11 protein-coding genes and 1 tRNA gene are annotated in these 13961 nt (G+C 57.5%); 3 read left to right on the top strand and 9 right to left on the bottom strand.

Translation table 11 applies throughout. From position 1 onward, the window contains the following. Positions 1–150: 150 nt before the first annotated feature. The 3 genes from HMPREF0721_RS09895 to HMPREF0721_RS09880 all read right to left on the bottom strand — a co-directional run bounded on the left by HMPREF0721_RS09895 (position 151) and on the right by HMPREF0721_RS09880 (position 4258). Positions 151–1626 carry an aryl-sulfate sulfotransferase gene (locus tag HMPREF0721_RS09895; protein ID WP_006599623.1) on the bottom strand — a complete coding sequence of 492 codons (1476 nt, stop codon included), beginning with the start codon at positions 1624–1626 and terminating at the stop codon, positions 151–153. Next, a complete protein-coding gene (locus HMPREF0721_RS09890) occupies positions 1613–2308 on the bottom strand; it encodes an HAD family hydrolase (RefSeq protein ID WP_050786994.1) in 696 nt (231 codons plus the stop codon). The genes HMPREF0721_RS09895 and HMPREF0721_RS09890 overlap by 14 nt, the downstream gene beginning before the upstream one ends. A 1002-nt stretch (positions 2309–3310) precedes the next feature. Then, positions 3311–4258, bottom strand: coding sequence for an ROK family glucokinase (locus tag HMPREF0721_RS09880; protein WP_006599619.1), 948 nt, complete (start codon positions 4256–4258; stop codon positions 3311–3313). Between the two features lie 63 nt (positions 4259–4321). Between HMPREF0721_RS09880 and pyk the strand changes: the two genes are divergently transcribed. Both pyk and HMPREF0721_RS09870 read left to right on the top strand, forming a co-directional pair. After that, the gene (gene pyk, locus HMPREF0721_RS09875; RefSeq protein ID WP_006599618.1) at positions 4322–5368 is read left to right on the top strand and encodes a pyruvate kinase; all 1047 of its coding nucleotides are present in this window, start codon (positions 4322–4324) and stop codon (positions 5366–5368) included. Beyond that, positions 5365–5841, top strand: coding sequence for a dihydrofolate reductase (locus HMPREF0721_RS09870; protein ID WP_006599617.1), 477 nt, complete (start codon positions 5365–5367; stop codon positions 5839–5841). Before pyk ends, HMPREF0721_RS09870 begins: the two co-directional genes overlap by 4 nt. Before the next feature lie 45 nt (positions 5842–5886). Here HMPREF0721_RS09870 and HMPREF0721_RS09865 read toward each other — a convergent pair whose 3' ends face one another. The 6 genes from HMPREF0721_RS09865 to HMPREF0721_RS09840 all read right to left on the bottom strand — a co-directional run bounded on the left by HMPREF0721_RS09865 (position 5887) and on the right by HMPREF0721_RS09840 (position 11511). After that, on the bottom strand, positions 5887–6660 hold the full coding sequence (locus HMPREF0721_RS09865) for an ABC transporter ATP-binding protein (protein WP_006599616.1): 774 nt from the start codon (positions 6658–6660) through the stop codon (positions 5887–5889). After that, the gene (locus HMPREF0721_RS09860; protein ID WP_006599615.1) at positions 6657–7454 is read right to left on the bottom strand and encodes an ABC transporter permease; all 798 of its coding nucleotides are present in this window, start codon (positions 7452–7454) and stop codon (positions 6657–6659) included. The genes HMPREF0721_RS09865 and HMPREF0721_RS09860 overlap by 4 nt, the downstream gene beginning before the upstream one ends. After that, entirely contained in the window at positions 7442–8416 is a 975-nt protein-coding gene (locus HMPREF0721_RS09855) for an ABC transporter substrate-binding protein (RefSeq protein ID WP_040640050.1), read from the bottom strand. The genes HMPREF0721_RS09860 and HMPREF0721_RS09855 overlap by 13 nt, the downstream gene beginning before the upstream one ends. 16 nt (positions 8417–8432) lie before the next feature. Further along, complete coding sequence (locus tag HMPREF0721_RS09850; protein ID WP_006599613.1) at positions 8433–10499, bottom strand: anaerobic carbon-monoxide dehydrogenase catalytic subunit; 2067 nt, start codon at positions 10497–10499, stop codon at positions 8433–8435. A gap of 264 nt (positions 10500–10763) precedes the next feature. Then, positions 10764–10839, bottom strand: a tRNA-Val gene (locus tag HMPREF0721_RS09845). Between the two features lie 78 nt (positions 10840–10917). Next, positions 10918–11511, bottom strand: coding sequence for a TetR/AcrR family transcriptional regulator (locus HMPREF0721_RS09840; protein WP_006599612.1), 594 nt, complete (start codon positions 11509–11511; stop codon positions 10918–10920). Between the two features lie 330 nt (positions 11512–11841). On the opposite strand from HMPREF0721_RS09840, the gene HMPREF0721_RS09835 reads away from it, so the two are divergent. After that, positions 11842–13944 (top strand): efflux RND transporter permease subunit, encoded by a 2103-nt coding sequence (locus tag HMPREF0721_RS09835; RefSeq protein ID WP_006599610.1) that lies wholly within the window; start codon positions 11842–11844, stop codon positions 13942–13944. Positions 13945–13961: the final 17 nt, after the last annotated feature.

Here is a 13961-nt window from a genome sequence, read left to right as displayed (position 1 = left end):
AGCTTAGCATAAGCTTAATGGGCACGCAAGCGATGAATGGATCGTTTTTTGTTCTAAATCCAATGCAGTTACCGCCGCCGAAAAGCCGACATCAAAAAAGCTCAAGGAGAATTCCCCCCTGAACCCCTTCGAACCGTTTGCCATTCGATTTTAATCATCATCCGCTTTGTCGGAAGCATAATAGCGAACGCTCGATAACGTTTGGTGGCCGGACATCCGGACGATCAGACCGTTGCTCCGAGTATCATAAAAAGTTTCAATTATTTTGTTCGTGCCGTTGCCGGCAATCATCAGATTATTCTGCTTCCGGCTCAGTTTCGCAGCGCTCACCGCGTCGGCTGTTGTGTAGCTGGCAAGATAGGTCACTTTTTTGCCCGCTTCGTTAATTCTGAAGGTTGTCACTTTATTCGCCTGAGTTACCACCAGCGTCCGATCGGTCGCAAGCGCTATATCCGTCACGTTCGCAAATTGCTGATGCGCCTTCAGGCCAAAGGCATCGGCCTTGCCGCCGAGCACCCAAAGAATTTTCCCCGTTTCCCGATCGACTTTAATAACGGCATCGGCGTTCCCCAGGGAAAGAATCGGATTGTTATCCGCCGGATCCAAAATCATCGCATTCACATGCAAATAATCCTGCGGGGTATCCGAACCATAGGCGTTGCCGCGGCGAGACAAGGCATAAAGCTTGTCAAAAGTGGTGCTCCGCCATTCCCAAACAACCTTGTTGCCGTGCACCTCCTGCAGCACGGCCGCCACCACCGTCGCGTTTTTTGACGGATTCAGATTCGCCGGGATGTTGCTGACCCGTTCCGTTTGATAGGACAAGGTAAGGGTGTCGTTTTTGTTCAGCAGCTCAAAGCCGTGCCCGTCCACCGATCGCCCGGCTTCTTCTTTATTCACCGTCTTTTCGGGATTGTAATAGCCCAGACCGACATCTTCGGTGATGACATTAAAATTTTCATCCATCACGATCCGCATCCCCGGCTGGTAATCTGCAATGCCCCCATTATCGGCGTCGGGATCCGTTCGATGATAGGAATAATAAATATCGCCGTTGGTGGCCACATGCCGCCTAAAATCCGTAAAACGCACCTTCGCCTTATCGGCGTCCAGCGCCTGATACCAAATCAGGTCGCCGTTGGTATTCAGCGCGTAAATCACCGGCTTGTCCTTTTCGGTAATCAAATATTCTCCATTGGCGGCCGATTCCCCGGTCACCCGCAGCGACGGCAACTGCGAGGAATAGGTCCGCAGATATACCGTTCTCGTGTCTTTGTCGTTGGCGATCACCACTTTGAGCTTGTTTTCCGGCGTGAGCGCCGTCACCGCAACCTTCACCGATTTTCCAACTTTTAAAGTCTTGCCGTCAACCGTTATTTTGCCGTTAATGTACCCCAGCAGCTTGAAGGCGTTGTTGCTGCCGATCATCAGACTGGGCACATCCACCGTGATGCCGTCTTTCTTGAGCGGCACTTCCATCCCGCAGCCATTCACCGACAAATGCAATGTTCGATCTTTAATCTGGGTTTTATCCCGGCCGGCATAAGCCAGGGCAAAACCAACCGCTAAAATCAGAATCAACGCGATTACCACCGCACCGATTAAAATTTTCTTATTGCGCTCCATCCAACTCCTCCTGCTGATACTTCGCTTTATTTTGCAGGGCAATCCATGGGATCACCTGCTCAAGATTGTTGAACACGGCCGCCGCCATCCCCCGGGTCTCGGCATCCGGCTGACGCAAATCCGGTATCATCACCGGGATCATGCCGCCGGCTGCCGCCGCCTGAATACCGTTGATGGAATCTTCAAGCACCAGGCAATTGCCCGGCGACACCCCCATCGCAGCCGCCGCCCCCAAAAACACATCCGGTGCAGGTTTGGCCCGCGCCACCTGTTCCGAGCTGAAAATCTGTTCGAAATAATCGTCAATATGCGTGGCCTTCAGATTCCGCTCGATCTGCCAGCGCGGCGACGAGGAGGCCACAATGTGCGGCAGGCCTTCCGCCCTCAAATAATCAAGCAAGGCAACCAATCCGGGCTTTTGATTGAAAAAACCGCCGGCCAGCGCCTGCTCGATATAGCGTTCCCGTTCGGCTGTAATGCGCTCTGCCGCGGCATGATCATGGGTTGCGGTCTCAAAAAAGGCGACGACCTCCGATAATTTTCGACCGAACAAATGGGCAAAGGCATGATCCGGCAGCGGATCCAATCCTTCCTTAAGCATGCCTCGCTGAAAAGCCGCCACAGTCAGACTTTCCGTGTCGAACATCAGCCCGTCCATATCAAAAATAACCCCTTTGATCATGGTATCTCCTTTATCATTACCATCGTATTTCCGCTTTATTTTATCAAATTTCTTGGGAAATGACAATTATCCCCAAGGCGGCGATACGCCCGGAACAGACGCGCAGGCCGCCTCTCGGCTAAAGGCATGAAAAAACAACCGGCGTCATGCCGACCGCTCTGTATCGCTTGTTCATTTTAAAACTAAACGCGCATCGCTTCCAGCGCATTCAGGTGCCCGTTTTGCAAAGACGGCTGCGCCCGACAAAATGGAGAAGCGCGGCATACCCACAGAACGAGGAAACCGCAATCGAGAAATCAAGATGATAAATCGGCGTTTGTGGCAGCTGAAAGCGCGCATATTGAAACTGCAAAGCCGGCCGACAGAGGAATAGGCAAATACCACGCCACCTACCCTTGCCGAGGTGATTCGGGGCGTTTTGGAAAGGAAAGCAAGGCCAGGAAAGTCCAGCCATTCCCTATAACGTGAAGAACGCGGCAGAAATGCTGTATTTCCTGCAACGGAATCAGATCACGGATTATCCGGTCTGAAAGAAAAGGTAACGGATGCATATGCAAGCAGCGCAGCACATCCAAAAGCTGAACCCCATCGACCGGCGGCTGAAAGTTCTGAATAAGTATGTACTGAATGCTGAAAGCATATTTACAATAATATGCTGGGAAGAAAAACGCGGGGAACCGGCTGCACACAGGCAAGACATGAAACGACAAAGAAAGGCGGCGGGATAACAGAACTATCCCGCCGCACCTGCATACGCCTTAATTAAATCTTTTTATAAACTGGGATTTGTATCACCAAATGAATGGAATCACTTTATATTTTACCTTATGAGCGTCAGCCTCCTTTTGTGGATAATTCTGTGGGCAACCCACCCTGCCTTGTGCACATTTCCCTTCCAAATGATCCACAATCCTGTGGATCATCCGCAAATATCGAAAAATCCATGGCTGAAACTGTGCATAACCTGTGAATACCGGGGATAAATGCCGTCATTAATCTTTTTTAACGCGCCCTTGCCCCGAATGCCAGCTTCGCCGCACCGATGATACCGGCGTCATTGCCCAGCTGTGCCAATTGAATGGGCGTATCACGAGAGGCCGCAAAGGCCAGCCGCCGATACGCGCGCTCGATGCGCCCGCGCAAAAATTCACCGGCATTGGCCATACCTCCGCCGATCACAAACATCTCGGGATCCAACACCCCGGCGATGGTTGCGAGTCCCTGGCCGAGCAGCGCGGCAACGCGATCCACCAATGCCAGGGCCAGGGCATCGTCCGCCTTGGCCGCCTCAAAAATGGCCTTTGCAGAAAGTGCGCCCTCCCGCAGCCGCGTCGGCCGATGGGGATCGGCGGTCAGTGCCCGCCCGGCCAGCCGCACAATCCCCGTGGCGGAAGCGTATTGCTCCAGGCATCCGTGCTTGCCGCAGCCGCAGGTTTCCGGCTCATCCGGATTCACCGGGAAATGACCGATCTCCCCGGCAGCTCCGTGACAGCCGGCCACCAGCTGCCCGTTCACCACCACACCGCCGCCGATGCCTGTTCCCAGGGTGAGCATCACCAGACTTTTGCGGCCCTTGCCGGCCCCCTGCCAGCATTCGCCCAGTGCGGCCACATTGGCGTCGTTGCCCACCGCTGCCGGCATGCCCGTCGCCTCGGTAAAGACCGCGCCGGGATCGCAGCGCCCCCAGCCAAGATTCACAGCACCGTCGACGATCCCCTCGGCATTCACCGGCCCCGGCACGCCGATGCCCGCACCGACCATCGCCGATTGCGCGAGCCCGTGCTGCCGGCAATAGGCCTCAACACTCGCCACGATATCCGGCAGGATCCCGCTGCCGCCGGCCGCCGTTCGCGTCGGGATCGCCCATTCGTCCAGGCGCTCGCCGCCTGCTGTGAAGCATCCCATTTTAACGCTGGTGCCACCAATATCAATCCCAAAAACTTTTTGCATCTTCCCGCGTCCTTCCTTTATTTTTAAAACCGCACGCCGTGCCTGCTATGCTATAATGATGCCATGAAACCTTTAAACTTGTCACCTTCTTTTGAGCCGCCGGCCCGCCGGCCGGCGCCCCTCCGATTTTACGGCACCTTCGGGCCGAGCTGCCGCGACGAAAAAACGTTCTGCACGCTGCTCGAGGCCGGCATGACGGGAATGCGCCTCAATCTTTCCCACGGTGATCTCGACCGCTGTGCCGATTGGCTTGCGGCCTTCCGCGCAGCCCAAACGTGTTGCGGCGTCACAGCCGATCTGATGATCGATCTCCACGGGCCGGAGCTGCGCATCGGCACGCTGCCAAAGCCCCTCGCGCTGTCCCGCGGTGGGCGCGTACGTCTGGCCGCCGCACCCGCTCCCGATGCCATCCCGGTGCCCGCCGCCGTGCTGGATGCCCTCACGCCCGATCAGCCGCTGCTGCTGGACGACGGTCAAATCGAACTGCGCGCCGTCACATGCATCGCCGACAGCGTTTGCTGCCGGGTGATCCGCGGCGGCCGTTTGGAAAGCCGCAAAAGCCTCGCCCTTCCCGGCATATCCCTGGATCTGCCCCTGCTCACCGAATCGGACCGGCACAATCTGACCCTGGCCCGGACCTGCGGCGTCACCCAGGTCATGATGCCCTTCGTGCAAAGCGGCGGCGATATCCGAAAGCTGCGTGAGATCCTCGCCGAATCCCGGCTCGAGGAACTTACGATTTTTGCCAAAATCGAAAACCGCGTCGGCCTCGACCATCTGGACGGCATCATCCGCGAAACGGATTGGCTGGTGATTGCCCGGGGCGACCTCGGCAGCGCCCTGCCGCTCTGGCGGCTGCCCGCCGTGCAAAAGGCCGTCGCCGCCCGCTGCCGCGCCCAAAATTGCCCGTTTATGGTGGTCACGCAGATGCTCGACAGCATGCGCCGCCATCCCGTGCCGACCCGCGCCGAGGTCTGCGATGTTTACAACGCCGTTTGCGACGGCGCTGCCGCCCTGATGCTCACCGGGGAAACCGCCGCCGGCAACTATCCCGCCGAGGCCATGCGTTACCTGGTGCGCACGGCGACCGCCGAGGTGGTGACGCTATGATCGCCCTGATCGCCGCCTGCGACCGCCATCGCCTCATTGGCGACCATGGCCGCATCCCCTGGCGGATCCCCGGCGAACAGGCACGGTTTCAAAAACTGACCACCGGCCACGTGGTGATCATGGGGCGCCAAACCTATGCCGAAATCGGCCGGCCGCTCCCCCGTCGCCAAACCATCGTTCTGTCGCGAAACCAAACCTTTCGGGCTCCCGGCTGTCGAATCGCCGCCAGCCTGGCCGAGGCTCTTCGCCTGGGGGCTGCCTTCTCCGACCAACTCTTTATCGCCGGCGGCGCAGCGGTTTATTCCAAAGCGCTGCCCCTGGCCGATGTGCTCTATCTCACCGAAATCGACGCGGCTTATGTCGGCGATACCTATTTTCCCGCCTTTGATCCGGCGCTTTTCACCAAAACCCTTGACGCCCATATTTCCGGCGATCCAAGTTACGATTATTATACCTATCTGCGAAAATCATGACAATTTTTAAATCCAAACAAAAAAAGCCCGAAAGGGCTTTTTTGCTTATAAATAATATTCCAGGGGATGCTCCGGCTTCATGTGCATGGCCGCAAAGACGCGGTCGCGCATCAAAATAAAATCGTCGGAAGTGCGCTCCCGCACCCGGGGCATCTGCACCGGCAGCACCGCGTGAATCCGGCCGGGGTTCGCCGCCATGATCGCGATGCGGTCCGCCAGATACACCGCTTCCTCGATATCGTGGGTCACAAAGACGATGGTGGTGCCCGTTTCCTGGCTCAGCCGCTTCACATCCTCCTGCAGCTGCATGCGGGTGATGGCGTCCAGCGCGCCGAAGGGCTCGTCCATAAAGAGAACCTCCGGCTCGACGGCCAGCGCCCGGGCAATGGCCACCCGCTGCTGCATGCCACCGGAAAGCTGCGCCGGATGTTTATCTTTGGCTCCGCCAAGGCCCACCAATTCGAGATAATGCGCCACCTTCGCGTCGCGCGCCGCCCGCGGCACGCCCCGGGTCTCGAGACCGAGGGCCACGTTGGCCGCCACGGTGCGCCAGGGCAAAAGGCCGTAGTGCTGGAAGATCATCACCCGGGATGGCGACGGCCCGGCGACCGGCTCCCCGTCGATGCGCACTTCGCCGGCATCCGGCACGATAAAGCCGGCCAGGATGCCCAGCAGTGTGCTCTTGCCGCAGCCCGAAGGCCCGAGCAGACAGAGCAGCTCGCCCGGCGCCACGGATAACGATACCCGGTCGAGCGCCGTAAAGCGCGCGGCTCGTTTTTGCTCCGCAAAACTCTTTGAAACTTTCTCAATTTCGATCATTCTGTGCCCCCGTTCACCATGCCCCAGTGCGCCTGCACCCGTTTTTCAATCGCCGCCACCGCCTTGTTTAAAATCAGCCCGATGATCCCGATGACCGTCATCACCGCGAGCAGTGCGTCGGATCGGATAGCGTTTTTGCAGTCCATGATGAGAAAACCCAGCCCCGACTGGGCGCCGACCATCTCCCCGGATACCAGAAAGATCCACGCGGTGCCGATGGCCGCCTGCAGGCTCGCCATGATCTGGGGGAAGGCCGCCGGGCAGACGATCTTCGCAATCTTCTGCCAGCCGCTCATGCCAAAATTATCCGCCACCTGCCAGTAAATCGGCGCGATCTGCCCCACGGCCCGGGCCGTGGCGAGGAGCACCGGAAAAAGGCCCGCGATAAAAATGATCGCGACGGCCGGCGCATCGCCGATGCCGAACCACAGCACGATAAAAGGCATCCAGGCCACCGGCGCGATGGGCCGCAGCAGCTGCACCACCGGATTGGCATAGTCAAAGACTCTGGGGAAAAGGCCAAACAGCAGCCCCAGGCCGATGCCGCAGACGGCCGCCAGCGCATAGCCCGCCGCAAAGCGCCCGAGGCTCACGCCGATGTGCACCGGCAGGGGCAGCGCCGAAGAGCCGCCGGCCAGCCCGGTGGTCCACAACTCCCCGAAAGCCCGGGCCACCTGCGTCGGCGGCGGAAAGAGCGCCGGATTCACGTTAAACAAACGCACGGCCGCCGCCCAAACCGCGATCAGCACCGCAAAGGCGACCGCTCCGGCTTTCAGTTTTGTCAATCGCTGCATGAATTATTTCCCTCCTTTGGGGCATATACAAAATCATCGTAGGCCGGCGTCCGCCTGGCGATACCGGCGGCGGTCATCTTCCACGAAAGCACCGCGTAATCTTTGCGCGTCAGTGTGAGATCCGAATAGTCAATCCACTTCAACGACTGTTTGAGCACGCTGCGTTCCTGATTCAGATATTGATCCGAAAGCGCGGCCGCCTCGCGGGCGTTTAACGCTGCACCGGTCCTCCGGTAGGTTGCTGCGATGCGCTGCGCCGCCCTGGAATGCGCATCGATAAAATCGCCCCGCAGCACAAAAGCGCAGCAGATGGCATCCGGCCAAAGCGCGTCCGAAGCAGCCAGCACATGGCCGAAGTGCTTCGCCACGACCACAGCGCCGTAGGGCTCCGCCACACAATAGGCGTCGATGGCGCCGCCGGCCAGCGCGGAGGGCATCTCCGCCGGAGAAAGCTGGGTGAGCTTCACATCCGTCATCTTAAGCCCCGCCCGCCGCAGCGCCTCCCGCACGAGGATGTAATGGGAGGACTGGGTCGAGGGAATGGCGATGGTCTTGCCCTTCAGCTGCCGCGCATTTTTAATGCCGTTGGCCGCCACCAGCACGTTGCCGTCCCGGTGGCCCAGCGCCACCGCCCGCAGATCGATGCCCTTGTTTTTCGCGCTCATGGCCAGCTCGACGAGCACCGAGGCTCCGTCGATGCGCCCGGCGCCCAGCGCGTCCATCAGATCGGTCCAGGAGCTGAATTTCTGAAGCCGCACCCTCACCCCGCTGTGGCGATGTTCAAGCTGCTTTTTCATCTCGAATACCGGCAGCGCGTGGGTGATCGGCAGATAACCGATGATCGCTGTCCGGCTGCCCGATTTTGGGCCGGTTGCCTTCGTGCCCGCCGCTTTTGGGCTGCAGCCGGCGCAGAATATCATCGCCGCCGCGAGCAAACCGCTGAGCCATCGTTTTTTCTTCATCGGCACACCTCCGATCTCAGTCCCAGCCAAGGGCTGCACGTTTGGCCTTCATGTCGGCGACGATTTTTTCGCCGAGCGCCTTCGGATCCACATTGACGTGCATCACCGAGCCCAGCGTTTCCCGCGTGCCTTCTTTCATAAATTCAATGACGTTTTTCGAGCCGAAAATTGGCGCCTCCACGCAATGATAGGAGCTCACGCCCAAAAGCCTGAAGCCCATGGCCGCATCAAGTCCCTTTTCGTTGCTCCATTCCGGCGAAGAAAAAGCATAGGGCATCGCCGGCAGGTCAACCCCGAGCGTCGCCGCAATGCCCGCCATAATTCCGGAGGATCGGGTGTTGTCGATGCACTCGCCCACATGCCACACCGGCGGCAAGTCCGGCGCGAGGAATTTCCGCAGTGCCTCGCCGGCCTTTTCCCGGCCGGCCTTACTGCAATAGCCCAGCTTCATCAGCGGGTAAGAGGCGCAGCCGTTGGAAAGCACCAGCACGTTGTTTTTCACCAACACCTCTGTCACATCGGCGATGCAGCGTTCGTAGGGTACCTTCGGATTGTTGCAGCCCACCATGTTCACGATGCCGAGGATGCGCCCGTCGCGAATGGCCTCGGCCACCGGCGTCATGCTGCCAAAGCGCTTGTGCACATATTCCACCGAAAAGCCCACCTCCGCCTCGACCTCGTATGGCGGGATATAAACCGGCACGCCCCGGCGGTCGGCGAAGCTTTGAATGCCGCGCATCACGATTTTTTCCGCCAGCGTTTTGGTCTCGCCGATGTTGCTGTGGTGACGGTCGTATTCAAAGCGTTCCGCTCCGGGCAGCCTGGCCGAGGCGCTGGTGGTGACCACGGCGGTTTGGGTGCAGTGCGCCACGTCCATGATCGCCGGGAACACATCCTGTACGTCCGCCACCCACAAATCGAGGGCGCCGGTGCCGAGCACCAGCTCCGCCGATACCGCGTTGGACAGTGGGATCACCCCGGCGTAGCGGTACATCGCCGAAAGACCGGAGCAGCAGATCCCGTAAAAGCGGATGCCCTTCGCCCCCTGGCGTCTTGCCAGATCGACGAATTTTTCGCTTTGGCCGGCCTTCACGATGGCCTTCACCAAAAGCGGCAGATGCCCGTGCACCGCGATGTTCACATAGCCCTTTTTCAGCGCGCCGATATTCACCTTCGAGGTCACCCGGTCGCCGACGCCGAAAAGCCCGTCCGTCGCAATGGACGTGCCCACCACCCCGGAGAAAGTGAATGCCAGGCCGCAGCGCAGCATCTGCTGCAAAATGCTTTTCCAGTCGCCGTCGGTGCCGACGCCGGTCTTGTGGTAGGCCTCGAACACTTCGTGATAAGCGCTGATGGGCACGAGGTCCAAATCCTTCCATACCGCCACCCGCTCCGGAGGGGCGCAGGCTTCGATGGTTTTGTAGGGCTTTGCCGGATCCGGATTCGACAGATCAGCAAGCAGAGCGCCCGCCAGATCGGCGGCGACAGACTTAAGCTTCCGGTGCGCCGTCGGGATGCCGAAGGCCGCTGCCGTATCCTTGATCTTCTGCTCGCCGAGCAGCGGCACATCGAGCTTGCTCTCCGCCGCCCACTTGAGCTCGAGCATCAGCTCCCGGCCGTGCATGCCGTGCTGGGCCGCGCCGGCCGCCGCCGAACGCAGCAGATTGCGCGCGACGATCAGATCCGCATCGGCCCCGCAGATGCCGCGCTTGGCTTTCGCCGTGATACGACAGGGACCCATGTTGCAATTTTTGCAGCACACCCCGGCCAGGCCGAAATTACACTGGGGCTTTTGCTTGTCGAAACGATCGAAGGTCGTGTCGATTCCCAGCTGCTTCTGCCGGATCAGCATCTCCCGCACCGCCGGGTCCGGCGTCTGCTCAATCTGTTCGTCCCGGGTCGGGAAAGTCTGCTTGTACGCGCCGACCGCTGCCATATAATCGCGGATAAACGCGTCGTCGGAGCTGTCACCGTGCGGATGCACCTGCTCGTGATGATGGTCCGTCGCCGGATGGGTCACTGTGGGGATGCCATTTTCATCAAAGCCGATTAAGTTGCGATGGCTGTGGATTTTTTCGATCATGTTCCTCTTCCTTTTCTCATGTCGCTGATAAATACTGTTCTACCGATTAATTATACATATCAGAATTATAGGTGATTATTCGCCGACTGTCAATCCTATTTATTTCATATGCATTATATCTTTTTGGCCCGACCTGTCCCTCTCGTTGTTTTCAGCCATGCACCGTATAAAAAAAGCCCCGCGCATCGGCGGAGCCCGCAAACAAATAACGGACCCGCGCAATCGGGTCCGTTATTTGTGAAACACAGTATTCTTTTACAAGGATGGTGATCCCTACTGGGCTTGAACCAGCGACCTCTACCGTGTGAAGGTAGCGCTCTTCCAGCTGAGCTAAGGGATCATCGTTTATTATGATACCATAATTCGCTGCGTTGTCAAGCGCTCATTTTACGATTCCTGGCCAAAGGGCCATCATTTTTCAGCCCTCCAGAACCTGGATGCCCTTGAGCAGAATCTCCTCCACAATATCTGCCATCTGCTCCGGCGTTTCCCTGGCGCCGCCGCTCAGCCAACGCTGAAAAAGACCGATGCAGCCGGACACCGCATAGGCATAAAAATATTCAAAAGTCTCGTCCGGATTCTTTTGATAATTCCGAAAAAAATCGTCGATGCAGCGGCGGCGCACCATCTGCCGGATTTTATCCACAAACACCGGATCGCCGTTGGGCCCCATCAGCACGATCGCCAAATCTGCATTGACCGCCAGCAGGGTAAAAATCTGCACAAACACCGCCTTGATATCTTCGTTGGTCATCACCGGATCACGATGCGCTTTGAAAATGACGTTAAACTGCTCGAAGAGCTCCGCCTCCAGCTGGGCCAGCATATCGTACACATCCCGATAATATTGATAGAAGGTCCCGCGGTTAATGTCAATCTTGTCGGCAATCTCCCGCACGCGAATTTCCTGGATTGGCTTCTCCCGCAAAAAATCGGTCAGCGCTTTCCGCAGCGCCGCCTTGGTCTTACGCACCCGACGGTCTTCCCTGCGCCCTTTCTTTTCCTTCTCCATCACTTTTCATGCCCCCTTCTTTTGCAATGCGCCAAACGCTTCCCCGCCCGTATCGCTTTCTGCTTGGTATATCTCTTTAACGTCTCGAGCGTCAAACGCATGCGTACATTCTTTTTGATATTTCTAAACATTTTTTATTTTTTTGTTGAATAAAGAACAATTGATGAACATCTGATTATTGATTTTCATCCCATTACCAGTATAATAAACCATGGTTAGAAATTCAACAACTGTTTATTTTTTATCTCTTGTTGAAAACTGATCGAATGATCGTTTTAACCGCGGCTTTATTTTTATCTTACTTATATCTTTTGAGAAAGGAATGACGCTATGGCTGCATTCGGCAAAAACATTGTCCGCCTTCGAATCCCCATTCTGATCGTCGGGCTGCTGCTTCTAATTCCCTCGGCATTCGGCTATTTCAACACGCGCATCAATTACGACATCCTGACCTATCTACCCGATTCCATCGACACCATCAAAGGCCAGGACATCCTAATGAAGGATTTCGGCAAGGGTGGCTTCTCGCTGGTGATCTTTAAGGGCATGAGCGATAAGCAGGTGGCCGCCGTCGAGAAAAAGTTCAAAAAAATCGATCACGTGAATTCGGTAATCTGGTATGACAGTGTCGCCGACCTGACCATCCCGAAAAAAATGATCCCTTCGGATGTTTATAAGGCCTTCAACAAAGGCGACGAGACGATGATGGCCGTGTTCTTCGACACCTCGACCTCGGCGGACGAAACCATGCAGGCCATCACCCAGATGCGCCGCATCGCCGGCAAACAATGCTTTGTCTCCGGCATGTCGGCCATGGTCACCGACTTGAAAAATCTGAGCGAACAGGAAGAGCCGGTATATATCGCCATCGCGGTGGCGCTGTCCTGCCTGGTGATGATGATCTTCATGGATTCTTATATCGTGCCCTTTATTTTCCTGGCAAGCATCGGCATCGCCATCCTCTGGAATCTGGGCTCGAATATTTTTCTCGGCGATATCTCCTATATCACCAAAGCCCTGGCCGCCGTGCTGCAGCTGGCCGTGACGATGGACTATTCCATCTTTCTCTGGCACAGCTACGAGGAGCAGCTCAATTTGAACAACGGCAACCGCGAGACCGCCATGGCCCGCGCCATCAACGCGACCATTGTCTCGGTCACCGGCTCCTCCGTCACCACGGTGGCCGGCTTCATCGCCCTGTGCTTTATGACGTTTAAGCTCGGCATGAACCTGGGCATCGTGATGGCCAAGGGCGTGATCCTCGGCGTCATCAGCTGTGTGACCGTGCTCCCGGCGCTGATCCTCACCTTCGACCGCCTGATCGAACGCACCCGCCACCGCTCCGTCCTGCCGGATATGAAGCGGCTGGCCCGCGGCATCGTCGGCAGGCGCCGCCTGGTGCTCGCCCTCTTTTTAATCATCTGGATCCCAGCGGCCATCGGCTACACCCACACCCAGTCGTATTACGATATGGGCGCCAAGCTGCCAAAGAACCTCGGCTACACCATCGCCCGGCACAAGCTCGAAAATGATTTTGATACCGGCTCGACCCATATGATCCTCGCGGACAAAAACCTCTCCGCCAAAAAGACCTATCAGATGACCCGCGCCGTGAAAGGCGTCAAGGGGGTAAAGGCCGTGCTTGGCACGGACAGTCTCCTCGGGCCCACCGTTCCCGAAAGCATGATCCCCGATAAAATCCGGGACATCATGGAAAGCAAGCGCTACAAACTCCTGATCGTCACCAGCCGATACACCACCGGCACCGACGCGGTTAATGCCCAGGTGACGCGCATCAACCGCGTGATGCACCGCTACGACCACAAGGGCATGCTCATCGGCGAGGCGCCAGCCACCAAGGATCTGGTCACCATTGCCGACCACGACTTCAGCGTCGTCAACATCGTGTCCATAGCGATGATCTTCGTCATCATCGCGCTGGTGCTGCAATCCTTCTCCCTGCCCTTTATCCTGGTGGCCGTCATCGAATTTGCGATTTTCATCAATCTGGGCATCCCATTTTATACCGGCACCTCGCTGGTGTTTATCGCACCGATCTGCATCTCGACCATCCAGCTCGGCGCCACGGTGGACTACGCCATCCTGATGACAACACGCTACAAGCGGGAGCGCTTTACGGGCAAGGCCAAGGGCCAGGCGGTGGAAAACGCTCTGGCCTTTGCCATCCCGTCGATCATCGTTTCAGCCGCAGGCTTCTTCGCCGCGACCTTCGGCGTCGGCATTTACTCCAACGTGGACATCATCAGCTCCCTGTGCATGCTGATGGCCCGCGGGGCATTGGTCTCGATGGCGGCTGTCGTTTTTGTGCTGCCGTCGCTTTTGATGCTCTTCGACCATTTGATTCTCAAGACCTCCAGGGGCTTCGTCGATCCCGACCGCGCGCTTTTAAACGCCGACGCGGCCCTTGACTGAGTAAAACTTCAGAAAGG

It is taken from the genome of Pseudoramibacter alactolyticus ATCC 23263 (assembly GCF_000185505.1).
GTDB lineage: Bacteria > Bacillota > Clostridia > Eubacteriales > Eubacteriaceae > Pseudoramibacter > Pseudoramibacter alactolyticus.
This window is presented reverse-complemented; position numbering and strand designations above follow the sequence as displayed.

Excerpts from the sequence above, each read along its gene's own strand:
- HMPREF0721_RS09855 (WP_040640050.1), bottom strand. The coding sequence starts at position 8,416 with ATGAAGAAAAAACGATGGCTCAGCGGTTTGCTCGCGGCGGCGATGATA.
- HMPREF0721_RS09860 (WP_006599615.1), bottom strand. The coding sequence starts at position 7,454 with ATGCAGCGATTGACAAAACTGAAAGCCGGAGCGGTCGCCTTTGCGGTG.
- HMPREF0721_RS09895 (WP_006599623.1), bottom strand. The coding sequence starts at position 1,626 with ATGGAGCGCAATAAGAAAATTTTAATCGGTGCGGTGGTAATCGCGTTG.
- HMPREF0721_RS09870 (WP_006599617.1), top strand. The coding sequence starts at position 5,365 with ATGATCGCCCTGATCGCCGCCTGCGACCGCCATCGCCTCATTGGCGAC.
- HMPREF0721_RS09890 (WP_050786994.1), bottom strand. The coding sequence starts at position 2,308 with ATGATCAAAGGGGTTATTTTTGATATGGACGGGCTGATGTTCGACACG.
- HMPREF0721_RS09850 (WP_006599613.1), bottom strand. The coding sequence starts at position 10,499 with ATGATCGAAAAAATCCACAGCCATCGCAACTTAATCGGCTTTGATGAA.
- HMPREF0721_RS09835 (WP_006599610.1), top strand. The coding sequence starts at position 11,842 with ATGGCTGCATTCGGCAAAAACATTGTCCGCCTTCGAATCCCCATTCTG.
- pyk (WP_006599618.1), top strand. The coding sequence starts at position 4,322 with ATGAAACCTTTAAACTTGTCACCTTCTTTTGAGCCGCCGGCCCGCCGG.
- HMPREF0721_RS09880 (WP_006599619.1), bottom strand. The coding sequence starts at position 4,258 with ATGCAAAAAGTTTTTGGGATTGATATTGGTGGCACCAGCGTTAAAATG.
- HMPREF0721_RS09840 (WP_006599612.1), bottom strand. The coding sequence starts at position 11,511 with ATGGAGAAGGAAAAGAAAGGGCGCAGGGAAGACCGTCGGGTGCGTAAG.
- HMPREF0721_RS09865 (WP_006599616.1), bottom strand. The coding sequence starts at position 6,660 with ATGATCGAAATTGAGAAAGTTTCAAAGAGTTTTGCGGAGCAAAAACGA.